Annotated in this window: 19 protein-coding genes, 2 pseudogenes and 1 other annotated feature; of the genes and pseudogenes, 11 read left to right on the top strand and 10 right to left on the bottom strand. The window is 57.9% G+C overall.

The window, feature by feature from the left end; all coding sequences use genetic code 11:
* Positions 1-80 precede the first annotated feature (80 nt).
* Positions 81-836 (bottom strand): hypothetical protein, encoded by a 756-nt coding sequence (locus EDE05_RS20020; protein WP_134102552.1) that lies wholly within the window; start codon positions 834-836, stop codon positions 81-83.
* 507 nt (positions 837-1343) lie between these two features.
* Positions 1344-3472: pseudogene (locus EDE05_RS20015) on the bottom strand (PBP1A family penicillin-binding protein).
* Positions 3473-3655: 183 nt separating this feature from the next.
* Between EDE05_RS20015 and EDE05_RS20010 the strand changes: the two are divergent.
* A complete protein-coding gene (locus tag EDE05_RS20010) occupies positions 3656-4183 on the top strand; it encodes an Hsp20/alpha crystallin family protein (RefSeq protein ID WP_134102681.1) in 528 nt (175 codons plus the stop codon).
* Positions 4184-4443: 260 nt separating this feature from the next.
* Positions 4444-4499: a sequence feature (sul1 is cis-regulatory element that is thought to sense ions involved in sulfur or methionine metabolism; They are found in Alphaproteobacteria), on the bottom strand.
* Positions 4500-4636: 137 nt separating this feature from the next.
* Here the strand turns inward: EDE05_RS20010 and EDE05_RS20005 are convergent.
* A complete protein-coding gene (locus EDE05_RS20005) occupies positions 4637-5854 on the bottom strand; it encodes a GGDEF domain-containing protein (RefSeq protein WP_245519951.1) in 1218 nt (405 codons plus the stop codon).
* Positions 5855-6132: 278 nt separating this feature from the next.
* Between EDE05_RS20005 and EDE05_RS20000 the strand changes: the two genes are divergently transcribed.
* The gene (locus EDE05_RS20000; RefSeq protein ID WP_134102547.1) at positions 6133-8178 is read left to right on the top strand and encodes an EAL domain-containing protein; all 2046 of its coding nucleotides are present in this window, start codon (positions 6133-6135) and stop codon (positions 8176-8178) included.
* Positions 8179-8898: 720 nt separating this feature from the next.
* Here EDE05_RS20000 and EDE05_RS19995 read toward each other — a convergent pair.
* The 3 genes from EDE05_RS19995 to EDE05_RS19985 form a co-directional block, all read right to left on the bottom strand.
* A complete protein-coding gene (locus tag EDE05_RS19995) occupies positions 8899-9312 on the bottom strand; it encodes a Fur family transcriptional regulator (RefSeq protein WP_134102544.1) in 414 nt (137 codons plus the stop codon).
* Positions 9313-9386: 74 nt separating this feature from the next.
* Positions 9387-10622, bottom strand: coding sequence for a zinc metallochaperone AztD (gene aztD, locus EDE05_RS19990; RefSeq protein WP_134102541.1), 1236 nt, complete (start codon positions 10620-10622; stop codon positions 9387-9389).
* Between the two features lie 47 nt (positions 10623-10669).
* A complete protein-coding gene (locus tag EDE05_RS19985) occupies positions 10670-11638 on the bottom strand; it encodes a GTP-binding protein (RefSeq protein ID WP_245519950.1) in 969 nt (322 codons plus the stop codon).
* 142 nt (positions 11639-11780) lie between these two features.
* Between EDE05_RS19985 and aztA the strand changes: the two genes are divergently transcribed.
* The 8 genes and pseudogenes from aztA (at position 11781) to EDE05_RS19945 (ending at position 17874) form a co-directional block, all read left to right on the top strand.
* Positions 11781-12584, top strand: coding sequence for a zinc ABC transporter ATP-binding protein AztA (aztA, locus tag EDE05_RS19980; protein WP_134102535.1), 804 nt, complete (start codon positions 11781-11783; stop codon positions 12582-12584).
* Complete coding sequence (gene aztB / locus EDE05_RS19975; protein WP_281033746.1) at positions 12577-13443, top strand: zinc ABC transporter permease AztB; 867 nt, start codon at positions 12577-12579, stop codon at positions 13441-13443. The genes aztA and aztB overlap by 8 nt, the downstream gene beginning before the upstream one ends.
* An 18-nt stretch (positions 13444-13461) precedes the next feature.
* Positions 13462-14421 (top strand): zinc ABC transporter substrate-binding protein AztC, encoded by a 960-nt coding sequence (gene aztC / locus EDE05_RS19970; RefSeq protein ID WP_134102532.1) that lies wholly within the window; start codon positions 13462-13464, stop codon positions 14419-14421.
* A gap of 131 nt (positions 14422-14552) precedes the next feature.
* Positions 14553-15619: pseudogene (locus EDE05_RS19965) on the top strand (GTP-binding protein).
* Positions 15616-15900, top strand: coding sequence for a hypothetical protein (locus EDE05_RS19960; protein WP_134102529.1), 285 nt, complete (start codon positions 15616-15618; stop codon positions 15898-15900). Before EDE05_RS19965 ends, EDE05_RS19960 begins: the two are co-directional and overlap by 4 nt.
* 122 nt (positions 15901-16022) lie before the next feature.
* The gene (locus EDE05_RS27300) at positions 16023-16340 is read left to right on the top strand and encodes an ABC transporter substrate-binding protein (protein WP_245519945.1); all 318 of its coding nucleotides are present in this window, start codon (positions 16023-16025) and stop codon (positions 16338-16340) included.
* A gap of 187 nt (positions 16341-16527) precedes the next feature.
* Positions 16528-16728 carry a hypothetical protein gene (locus EDE05_RS27295; protein WP_245519944.1) on the top strand — a complete coding sequence of 67 codons (201 nt, stop codon included), beginning with the start codon at positions 16528-16530 and terminating at the stop codon, positions 16726-16728.
* Between the two features lie 720 nt (positions 16729-17448).
* Complete coding sequence (locus EDE05_RS19945; RefSeq protein ID WP_134102526.1) at positions 17449-17874, top strand: VOC family protein; 426 nt, start codon at positions 17449-17451, stop codon at positions 17872-17874.
* 38 nt (positions 17875-17912) lie between these two features.
* Here the strand turns inward: EDE05_RS19945 and EDE05_RS27440 are convergent, their stop codons facing one another.
* The 3 genes from EDE05_RS27440 to EDE05_RS19935 all read right to left on the bottom strand — a co-directional run bounded on the left by EDE05_RS27440 (position 17913) and on the right by EDE05_RS19935 (position 19244).
* Entirely contained in the window at positions 17913-18038 is a 126-nt protein-coding gene (locus tag EDE05_RS27440) for a hypothetical protein (protein WP_281033745.1), read from the bottom strand.
* A gap of 508 nt (positions 18039-18546) precedes the next feature.
* Positions 18547-18879: a hypothetical protein gene (locus tag EDE05_RS19940; RefSeq protein WP_134102523.1), complete on the bottom strand. Its 333-nt coding sequence runs from the start codon at positions 18877-18879 to the stop codon at positions 18547-18549.
* Positions 18880-19001: 122 nt separating this feature from the next.
* Entirely contained in the window at positions 19002-19244 is a 243-nt protein-coding gene (locus tag EDE05_RS19935) for a hypothetical protein (RefSeq protein ID WP_134102520.1), read from the bottom strand.
* Between the two features lie 199 nt (positions 19245-19443).
* Between EDE05_RS19935 and EDE05_RS19930 the strand changes: the two genes are divergently transcribed.
* A complete protein-coding gene (locus EDE05_RS19930; protein ID WP_134102517.1) occupies positions 19444-19698 on the top strand; it encodes a helix-turn-helix transcriptional regulator in 255 nt (84 codons plus the stop codon).
* Positions 19699-19806: 108 nt separating this feature from the next.
* Here the strand turns inward: EDE05_RS19930 and EDE05_RS19925 are convergent, their stop codons facing one another.
* Positions 19807-20031, bottom strand: a complete 225-nt coding sequence (locus EDE05_RS19925) for a hypothetical protein (RefSeq protein ID WP_134102514.1) — start codon at positions 20029-20031, stop codon at positions 19807-19809.
* Positions 20032-20063: the final 32 nt, after the last annotated feature.

Raw genomic sequence — 20063 nt, 5'->3', positions numbered from 1 at the left:
TGCCGCGGGACGCTCCCTCGGCCCAGCCATTCGAATTGGGCGGCCAATCCTTCTTACGGTGAACTTTAAGCTCGCTTTGCCTATGCGATAGACCGCTCAGGTCTCGCATCCACGAGATGCTTCGCCCGCGCATAGCCTGCAATGTCGTTGAGGTAAATGGCCGCTCCGACGGCGGAGAGAATGCCTCCGGCGAGCAATGCCAGTCCTGTAGCTATCTGGCCGGCCTCCTGAAACCGCAAGGCAATAAGGCCAATTCCTGCCGCGAGGCTCAGGACTGAGAACAAGGCTGTGTTGACAAAAAGAGCAATGGTGAGGCGCCATTCCCAGCGATGCCACTTGCTCCTCAGTCGGAACCAGGTTTTGTCCCATACCACGTGGTGGCACCCGTCTTTATACAACTCAGAAACGCCAACTGGATCATCGGGGTGGGACATCAGCGCATCGATAATGTTGGCTGATGGCCTGACAGCATAATGCTCATAAAAACGGATCTGCTTCTCCGCAGGTGACATCTGGTCGAATCCGCTGTGAAGCTCTACCGCGGCATCGGTCCGATCTCTCCGGCTCACATGCCGGCGGGAAATCACCCTTGACGCAATACCTATCCCCACCAGTAACAGGCCAATGCATTCCACCAGCCCGAATGTCGCGACCGCAACGGGTTTTAACTCTGGACGATAAATTGAGGCCACCTCGGCAATACTGGTAACCAGGTTTTTGCCCAGAAGTCCCATACCACCAATGAGCAGGATAGAGATGAACTTGTCCCGTGTTATCCAAGTGACAAGCCTGTCGACGACCCCGTAAGCCGCTGTCTCGAGATTTGCCGGTGCCATTTATCGTCGCCTTTTGGTTTTGACGTAGTCTGCGCTTTTGCTGCCTAAACGACGCCGCTTAATAAACCTGTCGCGTCCGCGCATGGGAGATTTGCTTCTAGTTAGATTGCCGCGGAAGCCGCAAATCACTTCGGCCACGGAGGGACATAAGCAGGTCTCTGTTCAGCCTTTGAAGGTAGATATTCACGTTGCGACCCCGGCAATGAAAGCGGACGGCGGATCCTGGTGAATCTCGCTCGATCTCGACAGAAGAGTCCCGCTCTGGCCATTGCCCACATGCATACATAGCGGCGCGAGTGGTTCACCGGGCAGATGTCTCAGTTGTCGAAGCTTTATTGTGACAGCTGGTTGTTGTATAGAAAACAGTCACGTTAGGCTTTTAAGCTGTAGACTTGCCTGTCGGGTCGTTCTTGATCTGACAGATAGCTCGTAGCGTCGCGTTCGAGAGATGAGAGTCTCCGACAGCCGTTTATTACAGTTAACTCCGAATCAGCTCGAACAAGAAAATCATTTTTCGCAAAGCCGCCGCTCGCCGGAATAGGGTTGATAAGTGCAGTCGGAGGGGCGGAATGAACGGTAGCTACGAGAGCATGCAGTGATGTTGCAAGATCGGGCGGAACTATGGTCAGTAGTCTCTCCTCCCGACGCGGCAACATCTGGCGCCGGCTCGGCCAGTGCCTCTTTCATGAAATCTCGCCAAATTCGCGCCGGAAGTGCACCTTCCGTAACCCCGTTCATCGGAGCATCGTCGTCATTGCCAACCCAGACGCCCGCCACGAGGGGTTCAGTGAAGCCGATGAACCAGGCGTCGCGGTTGTTCTGGCTGGTGCCGGTTTTTCCGGCCGCAAATGTGCCTAGATCGGCGCCGCGCCCAGTACCGCGCTCCACGACGAGTTGCAGCAGGCCAAGAAGATCTGATTGATACATAGAAAGGTCGGTAGCGGGCCTCGTTTGGGGACCAACACGAAATGTATTCGGTTGCCCCGCCGCCTGAAATCGATCATGCCCCAAGGCTTCACCGGCGCCCTGCCGAGATGGACAGATGCATAGGCCGCGGTGAGATCGAGGAGGTTTACTTCGGAGGTGCCGAGCGCCAAAGATGGGGTATTGGCAAGTGCCGCCTCGATCCCGAGTTCACGCGCGGCGGCAATCACGTTGTCCAGCCCGATTTCCTGGGCAAGAGCCACCGTCGCGGCATTCAGCGACCGCGCGAAGGCTTCGGCGAGAGTCACCCAGCCACGATAGCCGCCGCCGGAGTTTTCCGGCGACCAGCCATTGATATCGATCGGCGCATCCAAAACCCGGTCTGACAAGGTCAGACCGCTCTTCAGTGCCGCATAAAAAACGAACAGCTTGAAGGTGGAGCCAGGCTGACGCATTGCAGTGACAGCTCGATTGAACTGGCTCGCTTTAAAGTCACGTCCCCCGACCATCGCGACCACTGCTCCTTCGGGCGTCATCGCCACCAACGCTGCCTGCGACGCTCCGGCCACTTTCCCCTGGCCGGTGAGAGCCTCACTCACGACCCTTTCGGCGATCGCTTGCAGTCGAGGGATCAACGTGGTGCGGACAGTGGTTGATCCCGGCGAGGAGCCGGCAACGTCTCTCGCCTGCGGTGAGATCCAGTCGGCAAACCAGCTTCCCGAGCGAGGCGTAGGCGTCGTTGGTTGAAGTTTCGCAAAGCTTGCCTTTGCGGTCTCCGCTTCCAGGGCCGTGATCTTGCTGTTTGCGACCATGGCATCGAGCACCACGGTGGTACGCTGCCGGGCTCCCTCAGCGTTGCTGATCGGGTTCCACTGGCTCGGGGCGCGCAACAGCCCAGCCAACATGGCCGCTTCAGGCAAATTCAGTTCGCTGATTTCCTTGTTGAAATAGATCCGCGCGGCCGCCGGCATCCCGGTCGCACCGGCACCCAGATAGGCGCTGTTGAGGTAGCGGGTGAGAATTTCCTGCTTGCCGAGCTGCCATTCCAGCCAAAACGCGATGACCAACTCCTGGATCTTTCGCTTTAATGTCCGGTCGCTATCGAGATACTGCAGCTTGATCAGTTGTTGCGTGATCGTGCTGCCGCCCTGCACCACCGATCCCGCCTGGATGTTTCGAAGGAGCGCCCTGGTAATGCCTTGAAGGTCGCTGCCTAAGTGATCCATGAAGCGTCGGTCTTCGATGGAAAGTACGGCCTCGAAGAGGTGAGGGGGGAATTGGTCGAAGCTGGCATAGGGGCCCTGATACGGCCCTTGGCGTACGAGCGGCGCGCCATTTGCTGATTCCAAAACGACAAAAGGCTTCAAAGAGCCGGCAGCGATTTCCCGCCACGGCACGTCTTTTAAAGCCCATATGAACACGGCTAAAACCGCTACCGCGCTGGTGAGTGCGACCAGCGCCAGCACGCCTCGGATAGAGCGCAACGCGGGCAACCGGCTCGGCCTCGCTCGCCGGATCAATCCGTGGAACAATGCCGTCGCTGCCGTACACAGCCTTCCGCCCCTGTGGTCCGGCAAAAGTTCTGTCTTCTGTTGATTGTGCGCACCTGCAGCTTTGCGAAGGTATTTCGCCCTGACGGCACCCAGGAGGGATTTGCCCCTGGCCAATATACGGGTGGCGGCACTGGCAATATCTTGTCCAAGGGCGACAATTAGGGCCGAGAGCGCTTTCTGGCTTTGTGAAAAGCCCGGCCCGCGACCTGACCCTTCCTCTAAGGGGGCCTCCGCGTTCGGGCGAGCAGAACCACGAGCGTCGTGATGATCAGGTCCGTTGAAGTTCTCTTGAGAAATGGGCGGCCGTCCGGTTCAGTATCCTCGGCAAAACATAGCGCTTTGATGATCCCGGAAAAGACGCGACGTGCAATTTCGTCAGCAGACTTTGCGGCCGCAACGCCGGGCAACCGGGTTCCCAGTCTCCCGCGCGATGACGAGGGCGATCCGTTCCTGGCGCTTCATCGCGAAGTTAATCGCCTGTTCGATGACGTAATCCGCAGCTTCCGTAGCTTTCTATCATCCTTCGGAAACGGCTCCCCTTCAGGATTGGCTGGCCGAGTCGCGATTTGCGACACCGACCAGGAGATCAAGGTGACTTCCGAAGTGCCTGGCCTTGAAGAGAAGGACATAGAGGTCCTGCTTACCGACGGCGCGCTGACGCTGAAGGGTGAAAAGCGCGCCGAGAGCGAGGACAAGGATCGCCAGTTTTCCGAGCGCTATTACGGCCGCTTCGAGCGCCGCATCCCGCTCGACGACGAGGACAAGGAAGATCAAGTCGATGCCCGCGTCAAGATCGCCGTGCTGACAGTGACCTTGCCAAAGTCCGAGAAGGCGCAGTCGCAGGTCAAGCGCATCGCAATCAAGAGCTGATTGACCCGATCTACTCGGCGGCCGGCCTTTGGCGGCTGCCAGTATCCTTCGCCCACAGGGACGGATGAACGATGGAGACTTCAAGAAAGACGCACCACGAAATCGTAACGCCGACGCCCGCTTTCCGCGCTTCAAACGACCCGGATGTTGGAAAACCACACCTGACGGTAGTTTGAAAGAGTTCGCATCGGATTTTTCACAGTTGAGGCAACGGGCCGAGCGAAACTCGGTCCTCGAAAATGGAATAGGTTGCGTTGCTGTGTTGTCTGGCGGATCGGCGGCCAGAAGAGCCACCTGGAGTTTCACCGGGTCCTTGTGGATGACACTAAGTAGCTCACGCAGTCCAATTTTGCAGTTATGTCTCGCTTTTCACCCCTCCGCCAGAAAACATAGGACGCGGCGTTAAGGTGCGGGTGTGACACCGGTTACCACGCACACACGGATGTTTTTGGTTCATCTGTTGGGCGGGCTGAAATTCGGTGCATACCTCACCACGCGGTTCCGCCCCAATTTCTTTGCGAGATATAGCGCCTCGTCCGCTTGTCGTTGAAGTTGCTCTGCCGATATAGGTTCGTCGTTTGGTCCGGCGTCGGCCACTCCAATGCTGACTGTGACATAGGGCCCGATTGTTGATCGAGGGTTCGGTAACGATGCAGCTTCCACACGGGTGCGAATTCTTTCTGCGATTGTCGTAGCTTTCTGCTCATCTAAACCCGGCAAAAGTACGATAAACTCCTCTCCACCGTACCGTGCCACCTGATCGCGATCATCCCGTAAGCTGCTCTGGATGATGCCAGCAACCTTCACCAAGCAACGGTCGCCTTCCGCATGCCCAAGGCTGTCGTTCAGCAGCTTGAAATGATCAATATCGCACATGAGAATCGCGGCTCCTTTCACGAGTATCGCCTCGTCGTTCCAAATGCGGTTGAGAGTTTCCATCATCCAGCGGCGGTTGGCGATGCCGGTGAGAGGATCAGTTCTGGCCAGCAGCTCCAGGCGGGAATTGGCATCCGTCAAATCGGCCAAACGGGTCCGGTCCCGCAACTCGAGCAGGAAAGTCTTGTGGGCGAGGATCGTTGCGGTGCGGCGGGCCACAACTGTCGCAACTACGCCGCTGGCGAAAAAGAGCGCTCCTGCCAGAGCGCTTCCCGTCGGGACGGTCGGGTTTTGCAGTTGCAATACAAGATAAAATCCAAGGGCAAAGGCGGCAATCGTGATCGACCATTCGAGCGGAATGGGAAATATGATGATCGCCGTGACGGCGACAAACAGCATGATTGTCAGGTGCCGCTCATAAAATTCTCCGCCAGCATTCACACCCACCAAAGCGACTGAGAGCAGGATGAGGAAGAGTCCCAGCTGAATCGCCAAACCCTGCACCCATAAGGAGCGGGGTTTTGAAAACACAGCTGCAGTGATGAGAGCAGCAGGTGGAAGGATCGCCGCCGGGGCAAGCATCGCCAGAACTATTTCGGTCGGCAGCAACAGAGCGTTCACGACCAAGGTCAGGACGTCGAGAACGACGACCCAAACCATCCAGGCGCGAATGATCTTGGCGGTCTGGGCCCAGGAGCGCTCGCGAAAGAGGCGAGAAATCTCCCCGCTGAAGCGAATGTCGCGGGTGCGTCCGGCTAGAAGGCGATCCACCTCATTGACGACCGTGGGTGGCAGTCTCTGAAGATGTTTCCGTCCAGATGTTCTCGCCCGTTCTGACGGAGTCGCTACGTGGTTGGCGTCCATTCTATTGATTTAGGAGGGGGCGGATCGGAGGCAAGAACGCAAACGTGCCGTGATGGAAGATCTGCAATTTTCTCCTAAGAAATCAATCAGCATCGCGGCGATCGTATAGGGCCAGTTCCCGCGTTGGCCCGAAGCCGATCCGGCTCTTGTATTCACTGGCACCCACTCTACAATTACGTGTATGAACGCAGGTTGCAACAGGTTGAGTTATGGTTGATTTGCTGCGCATTCTGGAAAACATGCAGCAAGGCGTGATACTCCTGGATGCAGATTTACGGATCGTGATATTCACCAGCCGGGCGGGTGAGTTACTGCAGGCGCCAGAGGACGTAATCGAGGTCGGCCTCAGCGCGAAGGAACTGGCTGAACAAATTCCGGTCCTTGCGACGGCTCCGCTGTCGGACGCCCTTCACGAGAGCTGGCTAACGCATGTGCAAACTCGTTCCGAGGTCTCAAGCCACGACATATCGGCAGACGGCAGAGTAATCTTGCTTACCACTACTCCCATGGCAGAGGGAGGGTGGATGATAACTTGTGATGACATATCTGCACTGGCTAATATCAAAAAAGATCTCGCCGATCAAAACAGCCGTTTCGATGCAGCCTTGGCCAACATGCCACATGGGTTGTGTATGTTCGATGCGGAAAAAAAGCTCCTGCTGTGTAACGCCGCCTATGCACGTCTGTACGATCTGCCTCAGTCGTTAACGCGTCCCGGAACACCGCTTGACCAAATCCTCGAATATCGCCGGACAGCCGGAAACGAACCTGCGCAGCGGGAGGCCTATTTCGATGTTGTCGTCGCCGCAGCAATAAAGGGTTCCGCTGCCAGCCAATGCGTGGATCTGGTAGATGGCCGGGTAATTAAAATCACCCACAATCCAATGGAAAACGGTGGTTATGTCGCGACGCACGAAGATGTCACCGATTCCGTGCGTGCCGAGGAGCAAATAAGACATATGGCGGGGCACGATCCGATGACCGGCTTGCCCAATCGGATGCTTTTGCGGGAAAAACTCGACCACCAACTCAGCCTCAGCGCCGACGGAAAACGTTGTGCGGTGCTCTGTTTGGATCTGGATCACTTCAAGGACGTCAATGATACTTTAGGACACGCCGCTGGCGATCTACTGCTTAAGGCGGTCACGGATCGCATTAAGAGCGGGCTGACCGACGACGACACCATCGCCCGGTTGGGAGGTGATGAATTCATCGTGCTCCGAGAAGACGTTCAGGACAAAGAAGGTGTTTCGTATCTTGCGCGGAGGCTGGTCGATTCCCTCGGCGAGACGTTCAACATCGAGGGGCAAGCTGTTCATATCGGCGTTAGCATAGGCATCGCAATTGCGCCTGACGACGGCGACACCGCGGATGGCGTCTTGCGAAACGCTGACACGGCACTCTACAAAGCGAAAACTAGCGGCCGAGGCACTTACTGTTTTTTTGAGCCCGCGATGGATATCGGAATCCAGCATCGGCGCAGGCTTGAAACGGATCTTCGTCAGGCCATTACAAGCCAACAGTTCGAACTCTATTACCAGCCGCAGGTGAATGCCGCGACCGAAGAGGTCGTCGGCTTCGAGGCACTGGTGCGATGGCATCATCCGGAGAGAGGTTTGGTTTCACCCGCGGAGTTTATTTCTTTGGCGGAGGAAACTGGTCTGATCGTACCATTGGGGGAATGGGTTTTGCGGCAGGCATGCAAGGACGCCGCAAGCTGGCCGGGGAACATAAAGGTGGCGGTAAATCTTTCACCACTCCAGTTTAGAAGTCCGATGCTTGTTCACGCAGTGGTTTCCGCCCTTGGTGACTCCGGTCTCGCTGCATGTCAGCTCGAATTGGAAATTACCGAATCTGTTCTTCTCACAGACAGTGAGACTGCCTTGGCGACCTTGCACCACATCAAGGGGCTAGGCGTGCGGATCGCGATGGATGACTTCGGGACCGGATATTCATCCTTAAGCTATCTGAGGCTCTTCCCGTTCGATAAAATCAAAATCGATCAGTCATTCATCAGGGAGCTCGGGACTTCCAAGGATTGTGCTGCCATTGTGAAAGCGGTGGTCGATCTCGGATATAGTCTTGGCATCGCAACCACCGCGGAGGGTGTCGAAACGAGTGACCAGCTCGATCGAGTAAGGCAGCATGGCTGTACCGAGATTCAAGGCTACTTGTTCGGGAGGCCTCTTCCGGTCAGCCATGTTTCCGAACTCCTCGATAACCACTCGGCAGCAAGTGTCAGTGAAGACGACTAAAATCCTAAGGAGCGGCGGTCGCTCTACGATGGCGGCTGCTTCCGTTTTCCCAGCGTGCCGTAAAATTTTCCGTGGGCGAAGCTGGCGGATAGGCCGGAAAAGGCCGGTCTCGACATGAGGTGCATCAAACCATCAGAAGAAGCGCCCTCGCGAGACACCCGAGCAGGTGAGAGATCAGCGGCCCTCCAAGGGCTTCGGATGTTCAACCTAGGGGACCGATATCGTGCGATCGCCTGCACCGCAAGCCAGTGGTTTCGCAGCAGCGGAAACAACCCAGTATCCTTCTTTTCAAGGGTGATACCCAGAACTTTGACCATTGGACCGGGTGACCAATTCACTTGCGCTCGCATCCCTGCAGATAGCGCGCTAACATCCCGTTAACCACAGAATTTGAGGAGGAACCTCGTTAAATGGAAAACCACAGCCGTCGTGAGCGACGACATACGCACTACAAACGATGGGCTCCGGCAGCTACCACTCCTCTTTCGACACAGATCACGGAGTCGACCGGGTCGACAGTTCACATCCGTTCAACGCGAAGCAATCCCACTTCGTTCGCCGCAATGACATCAATGCATGATGTTCGCCAGAAATCGTTTTGCGCTTCGTGTTCCGGAGCGTGAAAAAACCTTCAGGCGCGTTGACCTCGATGACTTTGCCGCCTTCCATGAACACGACACGGTCGGCATCCTTGCGCGCAAAGGCCAGTGGGGGGTCAGATCATTCACAACAGGCGCAGAGACCATGAATCTCGATAGTGCTGGATCGAACCTTGAAGCCGCTGCTCCGGGCTTGCCTGGCAAGCGCGTCCTCGATTTCCGTATTGTGGAATTCACTGACCTTGCCGCAGGACTCGCAGATTTCGAAGGCGGTGATCCGTGGGTGGATTTGGCCATGCTTTGAGTGACAGCAGACGACGAAGGCGTTTTTGCTCTCAAGCCGGTGGATGCGTCCGGCCTTCAGCAGTTTTTCCAGCGCGCGGTAAACCTGCAGCGGAGCCCGTAGACCCTCATCCCGCAGACGATCAAGAATGCTATAGGCGCTGAGCGGCAGCTCGGACGATCGCAGCACAAATAGAACGAGGCTCTGGTTTTTCGTCGGTTTCAGACCGCAGGAATGGGCTGCATGCAACATGATCATCTCCGGAAAAGCCTGTGGGCGCGAGGGCCCGAAACTGCGGCACAGTTCCGGGCCAAAGCTCCCGCCGATCAGTGCGAAGCACCCGAGCCGCCGACAGCAACGATCGAGAAGGGCTGGCCTTCGACAGCTATGGTGCGTGTTTCCTTCAGCGTCTCGGCATCGACGACACGAACGAGGGAGTGGCGCGGATCGGTGATCGCGATCTGGCCGTCGGCGACAGCAAGGCGCGGTCGTGGATCGCGCCAATGGCCATCCTTGCTGTAAGGCTCGGTGACCTTGGCCTTGTTGACGATCTCGCCCTTGATGACATCGAGCACATGCAAGTCGCCGTCTTCGGTCAGGATATAGGCGTTTCGCGGCTGTACCGGATCGAGCTGGAAATCCACGCGGCGCGTCGGCAGTTCGATGAGCTTGTAGGGTTGTTCGGCATCCGCGTCGATCAACACCAGCTTGTCGTCGCCATAATTGCCGAGGAAGAATTGCATCGCCTTCCCACCCAGGAGCGTGCCGGTGTAGGCCTTCGGGAAATCGGCGGGATAGGGCAGCATCTCCAGTTTCGGCCCGTCGATTCCGCCCGGGCGGGCGATGAGGACACCTTCCTTGCAGCCAAAGGCGACAAGACGGGCCGAGGTCGCTTCGCCGTGAAGGTCGGTGCATTTCGCCACATCGCCGACCTGCTTGTTGTTCTCATCGACAACCCGAAGGCCGATGCGGGGCGGCAGGGCATCCGGCCTTGTTTCAACTTCCGTGTTCGGCACGGACACCAGCACGTAGCGGCCCATCGTCACCGCCACCCCGTGATGAGGCTTGATCGTATCGACAATCCGCTTCTCGACTTTTCCGTCGAGAAGCGCGGCTTCGTCGACGATCTCTGCCTTGTCGGTGCGATCGTAGAACAGGACAACATGATCATCATGCGGCACGACGTGGCCGGGGCGCTTGCCTTCGAATGTCACCGGCAAAAGTGCCGGCTCGGAAACTTCGAGATCGCGGTGTTCTCCATGGTCGGAAAAATTGATGCCGGTCTTGATAACGTGAATGACATCCGCTTCTGTCTGGCCGGCAAACACCGTCTGACCGGACGCACTCGCCGTCAGCGACGCATATCCCTTGACGTCGTAACGGCCGAGTTCCTTGCCGTTTTCGAAGTCGATGACGCGCACGACCGGGTTCGTATGGTCGGCAACAAACAGACGCCAAGCTTCTTTGGTCTCATGATCTTCGTCGGCAAAGGCGCCGGATGCGGCGAACACCAGGCTCGCTACGGCGGCCAGCAAGCGGTTTCGGGTGAGAGACAGTCCCATTGGATTCCTTCCTTGTGTTAAACTTTTTTCGCGTTCGGCGCGCGCGGCTATTCGGCGGCCTGTCGAACCGCACGGCATGTGGCAAAGCCGTCGGTGATGATGTCCCTGGGCAAGTCGCGGCCGATGAAGACCAATCGGGTAACCCGGTCCTCATTTTCTTTCCACGGGCGCTGGTGATTGCCTTCCAGCAGCATGTGCACGGCCTGGACAACGAAGCGGTCGTCGTCTCCGGCAAACGAGATGATCCCCTTCATTCGCAGCATATCCATGCCGAATGCCTGGACCGTCGACTGCAGCCAGTTGAGGAACTTGCCCGGATCCATGGGTTCCCGCTCCACCAGTGAGAAACTGGTGACATGATCGTCATGCTCGTGCTCGTGTTCGTCGTCGAGAAAGCCGGGCTCGACCTCCAGAATGCGGTCGAGATCAAACGCCTTGCGATCCAGAAGGCTGGCAATATCGGTGTCGCAGCGGGTCGATCTGATGATGCTGGCTGTGGGATTGATCCGCTGGATGCGCTGCTCAACGGCAGCGATATCATCGTCACTGACGAGGTCGGTCTTGTTGAGGATAATCGTATTGGCAAAGGCTAGCTGTTCCTGCGCCTCATGAGCTCCGTCGATTTCTCCCAGAAGATGCTTGGCGTCGACGACAGTGATGATCGAATCCAGCCGTGTTTTCGACCTGACGTCCTCGTCGACGAAGAAGGTCTGAGCCACCGGCGCCGGATCAGCAAGGCCGGTTGTCTCGATGAGGATGCCGTCGAAACGGCCGGGGCGGCGCATCAGCCCCTCGATGATCCGGATCAAATCGCCGCGCACCGTGCAGCAGATGCAGCCGTTGTTCATCTCGAACACGTCCTCATCCGACTCAACGATAAGGTCGTTGTCGATGCCGACCTCGCCGAACTCGTTGACGATCACGGCGAACTTCTTGCCGTGCGGCTCGGCCAGGATCCGGTTGAGAAGTGTGGTTTTGCCGGCACCTAGATAGCCGGTGAGAACGGTCACCCGGATGTGGCTCAGGCTTTTGCTTCGTCACGGGTTCTCTCCATAGCAAGGTACGCTACTCAATAAGTTCGTATGTTATACCATTACATTTCGGTTGACGAACGTAATAACATTACCTAAGCAGTCGCTGTCAATCCCCGAGGACGCGATGAGCGATATTTGTCTTGAGTTTCAAAATTTCACGCTTGGCTATCAAGGCCATGCGGCTGTGCATCATCTGAGCGGGAACGTTCGGCGTGGTTCCCTGACGGCGATCGCGGGAGCGAACGGATCTGGCAAATCGACGCTGCTCAAGGGGATCGCCGGTATCCTGAAGCCGATCAGCGGCACCTGCTCGTCGCGCTTCAACAGACTGGCCTACCTGCCGCAGCAGTCCGAACTCGACAGAACCTTTCCGGCGCGCGTGATCGACCTTGTGTCGCTGGGCTTCTGGCAGCGGCGAGGTCTGCTCGGACGGGTGACGCCTGAGGACCTGACTGACCTCGAGAATTGCCTTGAAGCCGTTGGCCTTGCAGGCTTCGAGAAGCGGCCGCTCGATAGCCTCTCCGGTGGACAGATGCAACGTGCCCTGTTTGCCCGCACCATGCTGCAGGACGCCGATCTGATCCTGTTGGACGAGCCGTTCAACGCCGTCGATGCTCGAACGATTTCTGATCTCGTGACGCTTGTCAAAAGCTGGGTTGCCGAGGGCCGCACCGCGCTTTGTGTGCTGCACGATCACGCGCTTGTGCGCGAACACTTTCCCCAAACGCTGCTGCTGGCTCGTAAGCCCGTGAGCTGGGGACCGACCGTCGATGTCATGTCCTCTGATAATCTCACGCGGGCGAGGGATTTCCAGGAAGCCTGGGACGAGCGGTCTGGCTGGTGCGAAGAACGACTGCCGACCGAGGGTCACGGGCACCAACACGGGATCTCCGGCCCACTTGAAAAGAAGGTGGCCGCGCGTGTTTGAGTACCTGTTCGGACCCTTCCTGCAATATGGCTTCATGCAGCGCGCGCTGTTTGGCTCGCTGATCCTCTCCATCTCCTGCGCACCGGTCGGCGTATTTCTCATGCTGCGGCGCATGAGCCTGACGGGAGACGCTATGTCTCACGCGATCCTTCCAGGTGCCGCACTCGGCTTCCTGTTCTTCGGCCTTGAGATCATCCCGATGACGGTTGGCGGTCTCGCGGTCGGCCTGCTGGTGGCACTTGGCTCCGGACTGGTCTCACGGTTCACGGTGCAAAAGGAGGATGCCTCAATGGCGGCCTTCTATCTAATCTCGCTGGCCATCGGCGTGCTCATCGTATCGTGGAAGGGGTCGAGCGTTGATCTGATGCATGTCCTGTTTGGCTCGGTCCTAGCGCTCAATGATGCGGCCCTGGGCCTCATCGTCGGGATTGCCGTGACCACATACATTGTCCTTCTTTTTTTCTGGCGAGGACTGGTGGCCGAATGCCTCGATCCGCTCTTCCTGCGCTCGGTGAGCAGGATCGGCGGGCCGGTGCATCTGCTGTTCCTCGTGCTCGTCGTTCTCAATCTGGTCGGCGGCTTCCAGGCGCTTGGCACGCTTCTGTCCGTGGGATTGATGATGCTGCCGGCAGTCGCGGCGCGCTTCTGGTCTAATGACGTTCGCAGCCTGTGCCTGATCGCGGTCGTGATTGCAATTGCGTCTTCGGTTTGCGGTCTTCTCCTTTCCTATCACGCATCGATGCCCTCCGGCCCGGCAATCATTTTCATCGCCGGCGCCTTCTACCTGTTTTCCGCACTGGTGGGCCGCCGGGGAGTGCTTGCCAGCCTCGTCGTCTCCGGCCGCCACAAGACCGCCTGACAACACAAGGAGCTTTACATGTTCAGGACATTCCGCCTCGCCACTTATACCAGCCTTCTCGCACTCGTCGGTATTGCGTCCAGCGCATCCGCAGCCGAACTTAAGGTGGTCGCAAGTTTCTCGATCATCGCCGATCTTGCCAAAAACGTCGGCGGCGAGCGCGTCGATATTTCGACGTTCGTCGGCCCGGATGGCGATGCCCATGTCTATCAGCCGCGACCGGCCGATGCCGCCTCCCTCGAAGGTGCCGACGTCATCCTCGTCAACGGCCTACAGTTCGAAGGTTTCATGTCGCGTCTGATTGAAACGAGCGGCACCAAGGCTGCGGTCGTGGAAGTCAGCAAGGGTATCGATCCGCTCAAAAGTGCCGAAGAAGAGCATCACGAAGGTGAGGAGAAAGCCGAAGCCGGTCACGATCATGGCCACGAGGGACATCACCATCACGGCGAGTTCGACCCGCACGCCTGGCAGTCGATCCACAATTCCGAAACCTATGTCAAGAATATCGCCGACGCTTTCTGCGGAGCAGACAAGGCGGGTTGCGCCACCTATACGGCCAATTCAGAAACTTATCTCGCAAAACTCGGCGCGCTGGAAACGGAAGTGAAGGCCGCAATTGGGTCAATCCCTGCGGACAAGCGCACGATCATCACCTCGCATGATGCCTTCGGTTATTTCGAGCGTGACTATGGCCTGAAGTTCATCGCGCCCGAAGGCATTTCGACGGAAGCGGAAGCCTCTGCCGCCGATGTCGCCAAGCTGGTGGATCAGGTGAGGGAAGATAAGGCCTCTGCAATCTTCGTTGAGAACATCAGCAATCCGCGCCTCGTCGAGCAGATCGCCACGGAAACCGGCCTCAAAGTCGGCGGCACGCTCTATTCCGACGCGCTGTCTGGAATAGACGGTCCTGCCTCCACCTATATCGACATGTTCCGCTCCAACGTGAACACGATCAAGTCAGCCATCGTCGGCGGCTAAGCTGTTGGCTTGCCCGGCCCGGCGGCCGGGCAAGCCACCCCCATCAACGACAACGCAATGCAGGTTCCTGAATGTTCGGTGGGCTGTTCAATCGGCGCAAAGTGGCGCGAAAAACCTCTGGGGAGCCTGATGTGAGGCGTCTTTACGACCCGGTGCCCGTGACCCTGCTGACCGGCTTTCTCGGTTCCGGCAAGACGACCCTGCTCAATGACATCCTCGCTGATCCGCGCATGGCTGGCACCGCCGTCATCGTCAATGAGTTTGGAACCGTTCCCATCGATCATGATCTGGTCCGCACCGGGTCGGAAACCTATTTCCGCACCACGACCGGCTGCATCTGCTGCACGGCAACCAGCGACATCAGAAGCTCGCTCTCGGAACTACACGAAGCCCGTATTCGCGGCGATATTCCGCCTGTCGCACGGGTCGTCATCGAGACCACTGGCCTCGCCGATCCGGCGCCGATCATCAACAGCATCATTCCTGGTGGATCACCCGCCATGGGGTTGAGGGATCATTTCGTGGCGCGGCATTTCCGCCTCGCAGGCGTCGTCACAGCCTTTGATGTCTTGAATGGTCGCGCGACCCTCGACAGTTTCCTCGAAGGCTGGAAGCAGATTGCGTTTGCGGATGATGTCGTGCTGACCAAGACAGATCTGGCGGAAGGCCTGCATGATTGGGCGGAAGAGTTGCGAGCGCTCAATCCGGCTGCTCGGTTTAACGACCGGCATGTCGACTTCGACCTGCCAATGCTGTTCGGCCATGGGAATACACGATCTCCGGCAAGGCCGAAGACGTGCCCGGCTGGCTGGCGATGGAGAGGTTGGCGCGCCATCCGGACCATGTCCATGATCTGAACCGCCATGGTCACGAGATCGAAGCGATCAGCCTGACCCATGATGTTCCGCTCTCACCACAGGCGGTGGAGACGTTTCTGCACATCGTAACGAGCAATATCAGCTCGGGCCTGCTGCGGCTGAAGGGCCTGTTTGCACTGACCGACGACCCTGATCGTCCGCTCGTCGCTCACGCCGTGCAGCACCGGCTCTATCCGTTGCAGCGCCTCGATTCCTGGCCGGACGACGATCGGCGCAGCCGGGTTGTGCTGATCGGGCAGGATATGCCTGCCAAACCCATCCGGGATCTGTTCGAGGTGCTGGCTCCGCGCACAGCGAGAAACAAGCGAGGTGCGGCGTGAGCGAGGCCTTCTTCAACCCGTTGGCACGCAATGGACACACGGTCATCAACAGTGCTCGCGCGATCAAATCCTGGGCGCGCAAACTCCTCGCGCTGCCAGACGACGCTGTTGTTTCGGTCAGCGAGCTTGCCTGCCACGTGCCGGGCTGCCCTCCGAGAGAGACCGTGATCCTGGTGATGCAGCGCACAGAGACGGTCCAGGCTTCGGTTCACAAACCAATGAAGGACGTGACGGAGAACGACATAGCCCATGCGTTTTCCCCTGCCTCCAACCCCGACTGATTTTTAGTCATTCTCAAATTGAAAACGGAGAAAATTCGACGCGCATTGCGAAAGCGCTTTTCCTCACACTCATGCTCGCCGCATCGCTGCCGGCAACTTATGCACAGGCGGAAGTCCTGTAAGTGGCCGGCCCGTGGGAAATAACCGGCATCGAGCCGGCGCAGACCGGCTATGTCTTCAGCCGTCTCCAGGTCGCCGAGACGCTCGTCACTACTGACAGACAGGGCACGCTTGTTCCGGGTCTCGCCGAAAGCTGGACAGTTTCTGAGGACGGTCGTGTCTGGACGTTCAAGTTGCGTGGCAACGCCCAATTCCATGACGGAACACCGGTAATGGCTGAGTCGACGGTCGCCAGCCTGCAACGGGCTCTGGCAGACGTCGGTGTCCTATCGCAGGCACCTGTGGAGAGATCAGCGTCGAAGGAGACGATATCCAGTTAAGGCTTACTGAACTCTTCTCGGCATTGCCAGCCTATCTCGTGGATTTCAGCACCATTGTGCTCGCGCCGTCATCCTTCGATGCAGCCGGCAAGGTCACGCAGATCGTGGGTACAGGCCCGTATAAGGTGAAGGCCCTCACGCCACCAGCCCGGCAATCCCGGCTCGCCATAAGGACGGCACACACGAGATGGGTCTGGTCTCGCGGCTCTACTCGATCGTGCCCGACCCCGTCGGACGCTGCTACAGGACTACGGTCCGGGGGGGAAGCGACCGGGGCTCGATGGGCTGGGACAACAAGGACATGCAGGCGAGCGTCGATCAGCTGGCCGCGACAAGCGATCCTGTCGTCCGCGCACCTCTCCAGAAACGTGCCGTCGAAATCCTGTAGGAGGAGTTGCCAAGCATCCCCGTAACATGGTCGGAATTGGCTATCGTCTCCAGCAAGCGCATCACTGGGGTTAAAGTCATCCGCTCGAGGTGAACTACGGTCTCTCCTTTCGATGGGCGCAGTGACGGGCATGGTTATGAAGAATTTTCTTCTGGCGCGCCTCCTGCAGGCCGGTATCGTTGCCATTGTGGTGGCGCCTTGTGCTTCCTACTGATGCGCGTTCTGCCGGGCGATGCAGCTACGCGGATCGCCGCCAGGTGGAACTGCTGATCGCGTTGGTCTCATGGGTGCAGTCACTTCCGCGCCATTCCGCCTTTCGTCCTGGGGCTGGTCCTGATGCTGGTGTTTTCCCGGCAGCTCGAATGGCTGCCGCCGGCAGGCTTTGGTTCGCCGCGGGAGATACTCCTGCCGGCCCTGACACACTGGCGCTCGGCCTTGCGGCTATGTCCAGCCGTGTCACCCGCAATGCGGTGGCAGCGGGGTCGTCGAATCTCTCTTTGCCTATCCCGGCGATTGCGACATCGCCGCTTGCTAATATGCCGCCTATGCCGCGGACATGAGGTTTCGAAAGCGCCTCTACGATCCGGAATTTTTACACATTCAAGGTCCAAGAAATGACATCTGCTAATGACGAACATCATTTCCTGACAGCAGCTTCACTGGAAAACGACTCACCCCTGATCCGGACTTGATAGGAATTGGCAACGAAGTGGAGGATGCATGAAGCCGCGAATTTCTGTTTTGACGCTTGGAGTCGGCGATCTTGAGCGGTCGCTGTCCTTTTATCGCGACGGTTTGGGTTTGCCGACGGAAGGGATTGTCGGTCGAGAATTCGAACATGGGGCCGTCGCATTTTTTGATCTCTCCGGCGGTGTCAAGCTTGCGATCTGGGCAAAAGATGACCTTGCTCACGATAGCGGGCTGAGGAAATCGCCAACCAGCAGCACCTCGTTCTCGATCGGCCATAACGTTTCAAACAGAAATGAGGTGGATGAGGTTATGGAACAGGCCCGGCACGCGGGAGCGATCATTGTAAAGACGGCTCAGGAAACATTTTACGGCGGATATGCGGGGTACTTCGCCGATCCGGATGGCTACCTATGGGAGGTCGTGTGGAATCCGGCAAATCTACCGCCGGAAAGGTGATCCGGTCGGCCTAGCTGCAGCATTCGCCAAAGTCGGCTTCAGTTGCCAGCGCCCATCTGTATCAGCTTTTCGACCGTCAAGGTCTTCTCGCATACCTGTCGCTTGGTGGTCGCTTTCATCAAGAAGATGAACGCTGCTGCAATAGTCTCCTTCGTTAAGATCATCTTGGACCTCCCTGTTGATTGACAGACCTATCTACCAGACGTCAAATCCACCCCACTAGATTTTAAGATAGAGGACGCTCGTCGGGTGGTCATCAATAATGGGCATGAGACGCACCACGATGATAGCGGTATTCTCACGTGGAAGGCCTTCCCGCCAGCGCAAAAGCTTTCTTCCGTATAATAGGATAGACACACAATCCCGACACGGCCAAGCCGACACATCGGGCGCCTGGCCTCTCCCAACTGTCAGGTTGCCGCCGCGGCCGACGTTCCGTCATTGTCAACTGCCGCCCGTCCGTCGGCAGCAGTGTGGCTTGCCTTCGCGAAGCTGGATTGGAGCGCCGCGTTTCATCACGACTACGGGGCTTTCCGACCTTCGCTCTCCCACAAGCACGCTAAGCACAGGCCGCGGAGTTACACCGACGTGGTTTTCGCTCGTTCAGCGGGTTTGGCCTTCCTAGGCGCCGTTATACCCATTCGCGGTTCAGTCACCGCAGCACGGCGGCGGTCATCCGCGCGCCGAAGGGGCGTCCCTGTCTATCTTGCTGATCGAGTCGCTCGGGAAGCGCCACATAAAGCATACGATCGCCAGGCCCGCCGACCAAATCACCCAGGGAAGGGAAACCGCACCAGAGATCGCTTTCGCCGCTTCCTGCGGATTGATATCCCATGAGAACTGTGACGTTTTTCGTGTCATTTCGACCGTTGTCTCTACGGCAACCTCGCCATCGCGACGCAGGTTCTCCAGCACGGCGGCCGTCGCGGCACGCTCTACCAATGAGGGCTCAGTCGCCGGCAGGATGGAAGCTTGAGCGTCGTTGTTCTCGAATTCACCAGACATCTTGCAGGTCCTTCGTTGTAATACACGCTAACTAAAGCCTCCAGCTGCCCTCAAGTTTCATGACGCGGAGATGAAATTTTTCGTCGTCAGGCGAACGCTGCCTCGCCAATGCAGGATAGTGGCTAAACGTCATTGTCCTCACGGGTGTCATGAGCAATGTCGTGGAGCGCCTGCAGGTCTTCGAGGCTGTGCTGCGCCGAAAGAATCACACTAAGGAAAGCGGCTCTGGCGATCTCCTTCCTGGTCGCTTCAGGGTGACGATCCTTAACCGCTTCGATGAGCACCTTTGGCTTCATACCAGGTTGGGCTAGCTCTCGTATCGTGCTGGCGATCTTCTCGATCTCGCGCATTTTCCTTTCGCGCATGGTCACCCCTGGGGACTAACTCCGCGACGGCTTCTGTCAGGACTACGTGAAATCCTGATGACCTTCTTGCGGATGCCTCGGGGCGGGGCCCCACTCCGCCTTAAAATGGTCTCTCTCGCTCCTCACCTTCCGAGGTTGATCAGGCCTCGAGCTGAGCGAGAACATTTCCGTCGGCAAGGTATTGATGAGGAGAGCGGCAATGACAGCCCAGGAGCTTATCCACGCACGGGAGGTGCTTGGTTTTACGCAATCTGATCTGGCGGATCGACTTGGTCTCCCGTTGGTGGAAGTCCAGAAGCTGGAATCCGGCAACGGCGAGATCCCCACCATCCATCGTCTTGCGGTCGACATGGTTCGACTACAGGTGGCCCGTGAGAAAATGAGCGTTGCGGTACTGTCGGGCGAACTTCAGAATCTCGTCAATCACCTCGGACGGCGGCTTTACCCAAATTGATAGGAGCCGACGTCGTCAGGTTTGGAGCCGACCGCAGCCGCACAGCTGCTGGCAGTGGGGGACCGCTGACACGGGATCGGTCGAGGCGATTGCGCTGCTCCGACGGCGCTATTCGACTTGCTCGTCTTCGTCCGCTGACAGCAGATCGACAAGCGCGGCTAGCCGGCCGGTGGGCAGGCTCCGCCCTTCGCCCATCAATGCCTCGTCATTGTTGATCCAGGCCCAGGCCTCGGCGAGTTCAGCCGGCGTGGCGCCAGTCGCGATAATTTCGGTCACGAGCGTTTCATTAACTGGGCCGAGGACCGAGACGACGTCCTGAGAAGTCATAGTCATGTCGCTTGTCTCCTTCCCGTGGAAAATCCATC

The organism is Neorhizobium sp. R1-B (assembly GCF_004368875.1).
GTDB classification, from domain to species: domain Bacteria; phylum Pseudomonadota; class Alphaproteobacteria; order Rhizobiales; family Rhizobiaceae; genus Neorhizobium; species Neorhizobium huautlense.
The sequence above is the reverse complement of the archived record's forward strand: the minus strand, read 5'-3'. Positions and strand labels throughout refer to the sequence as shown.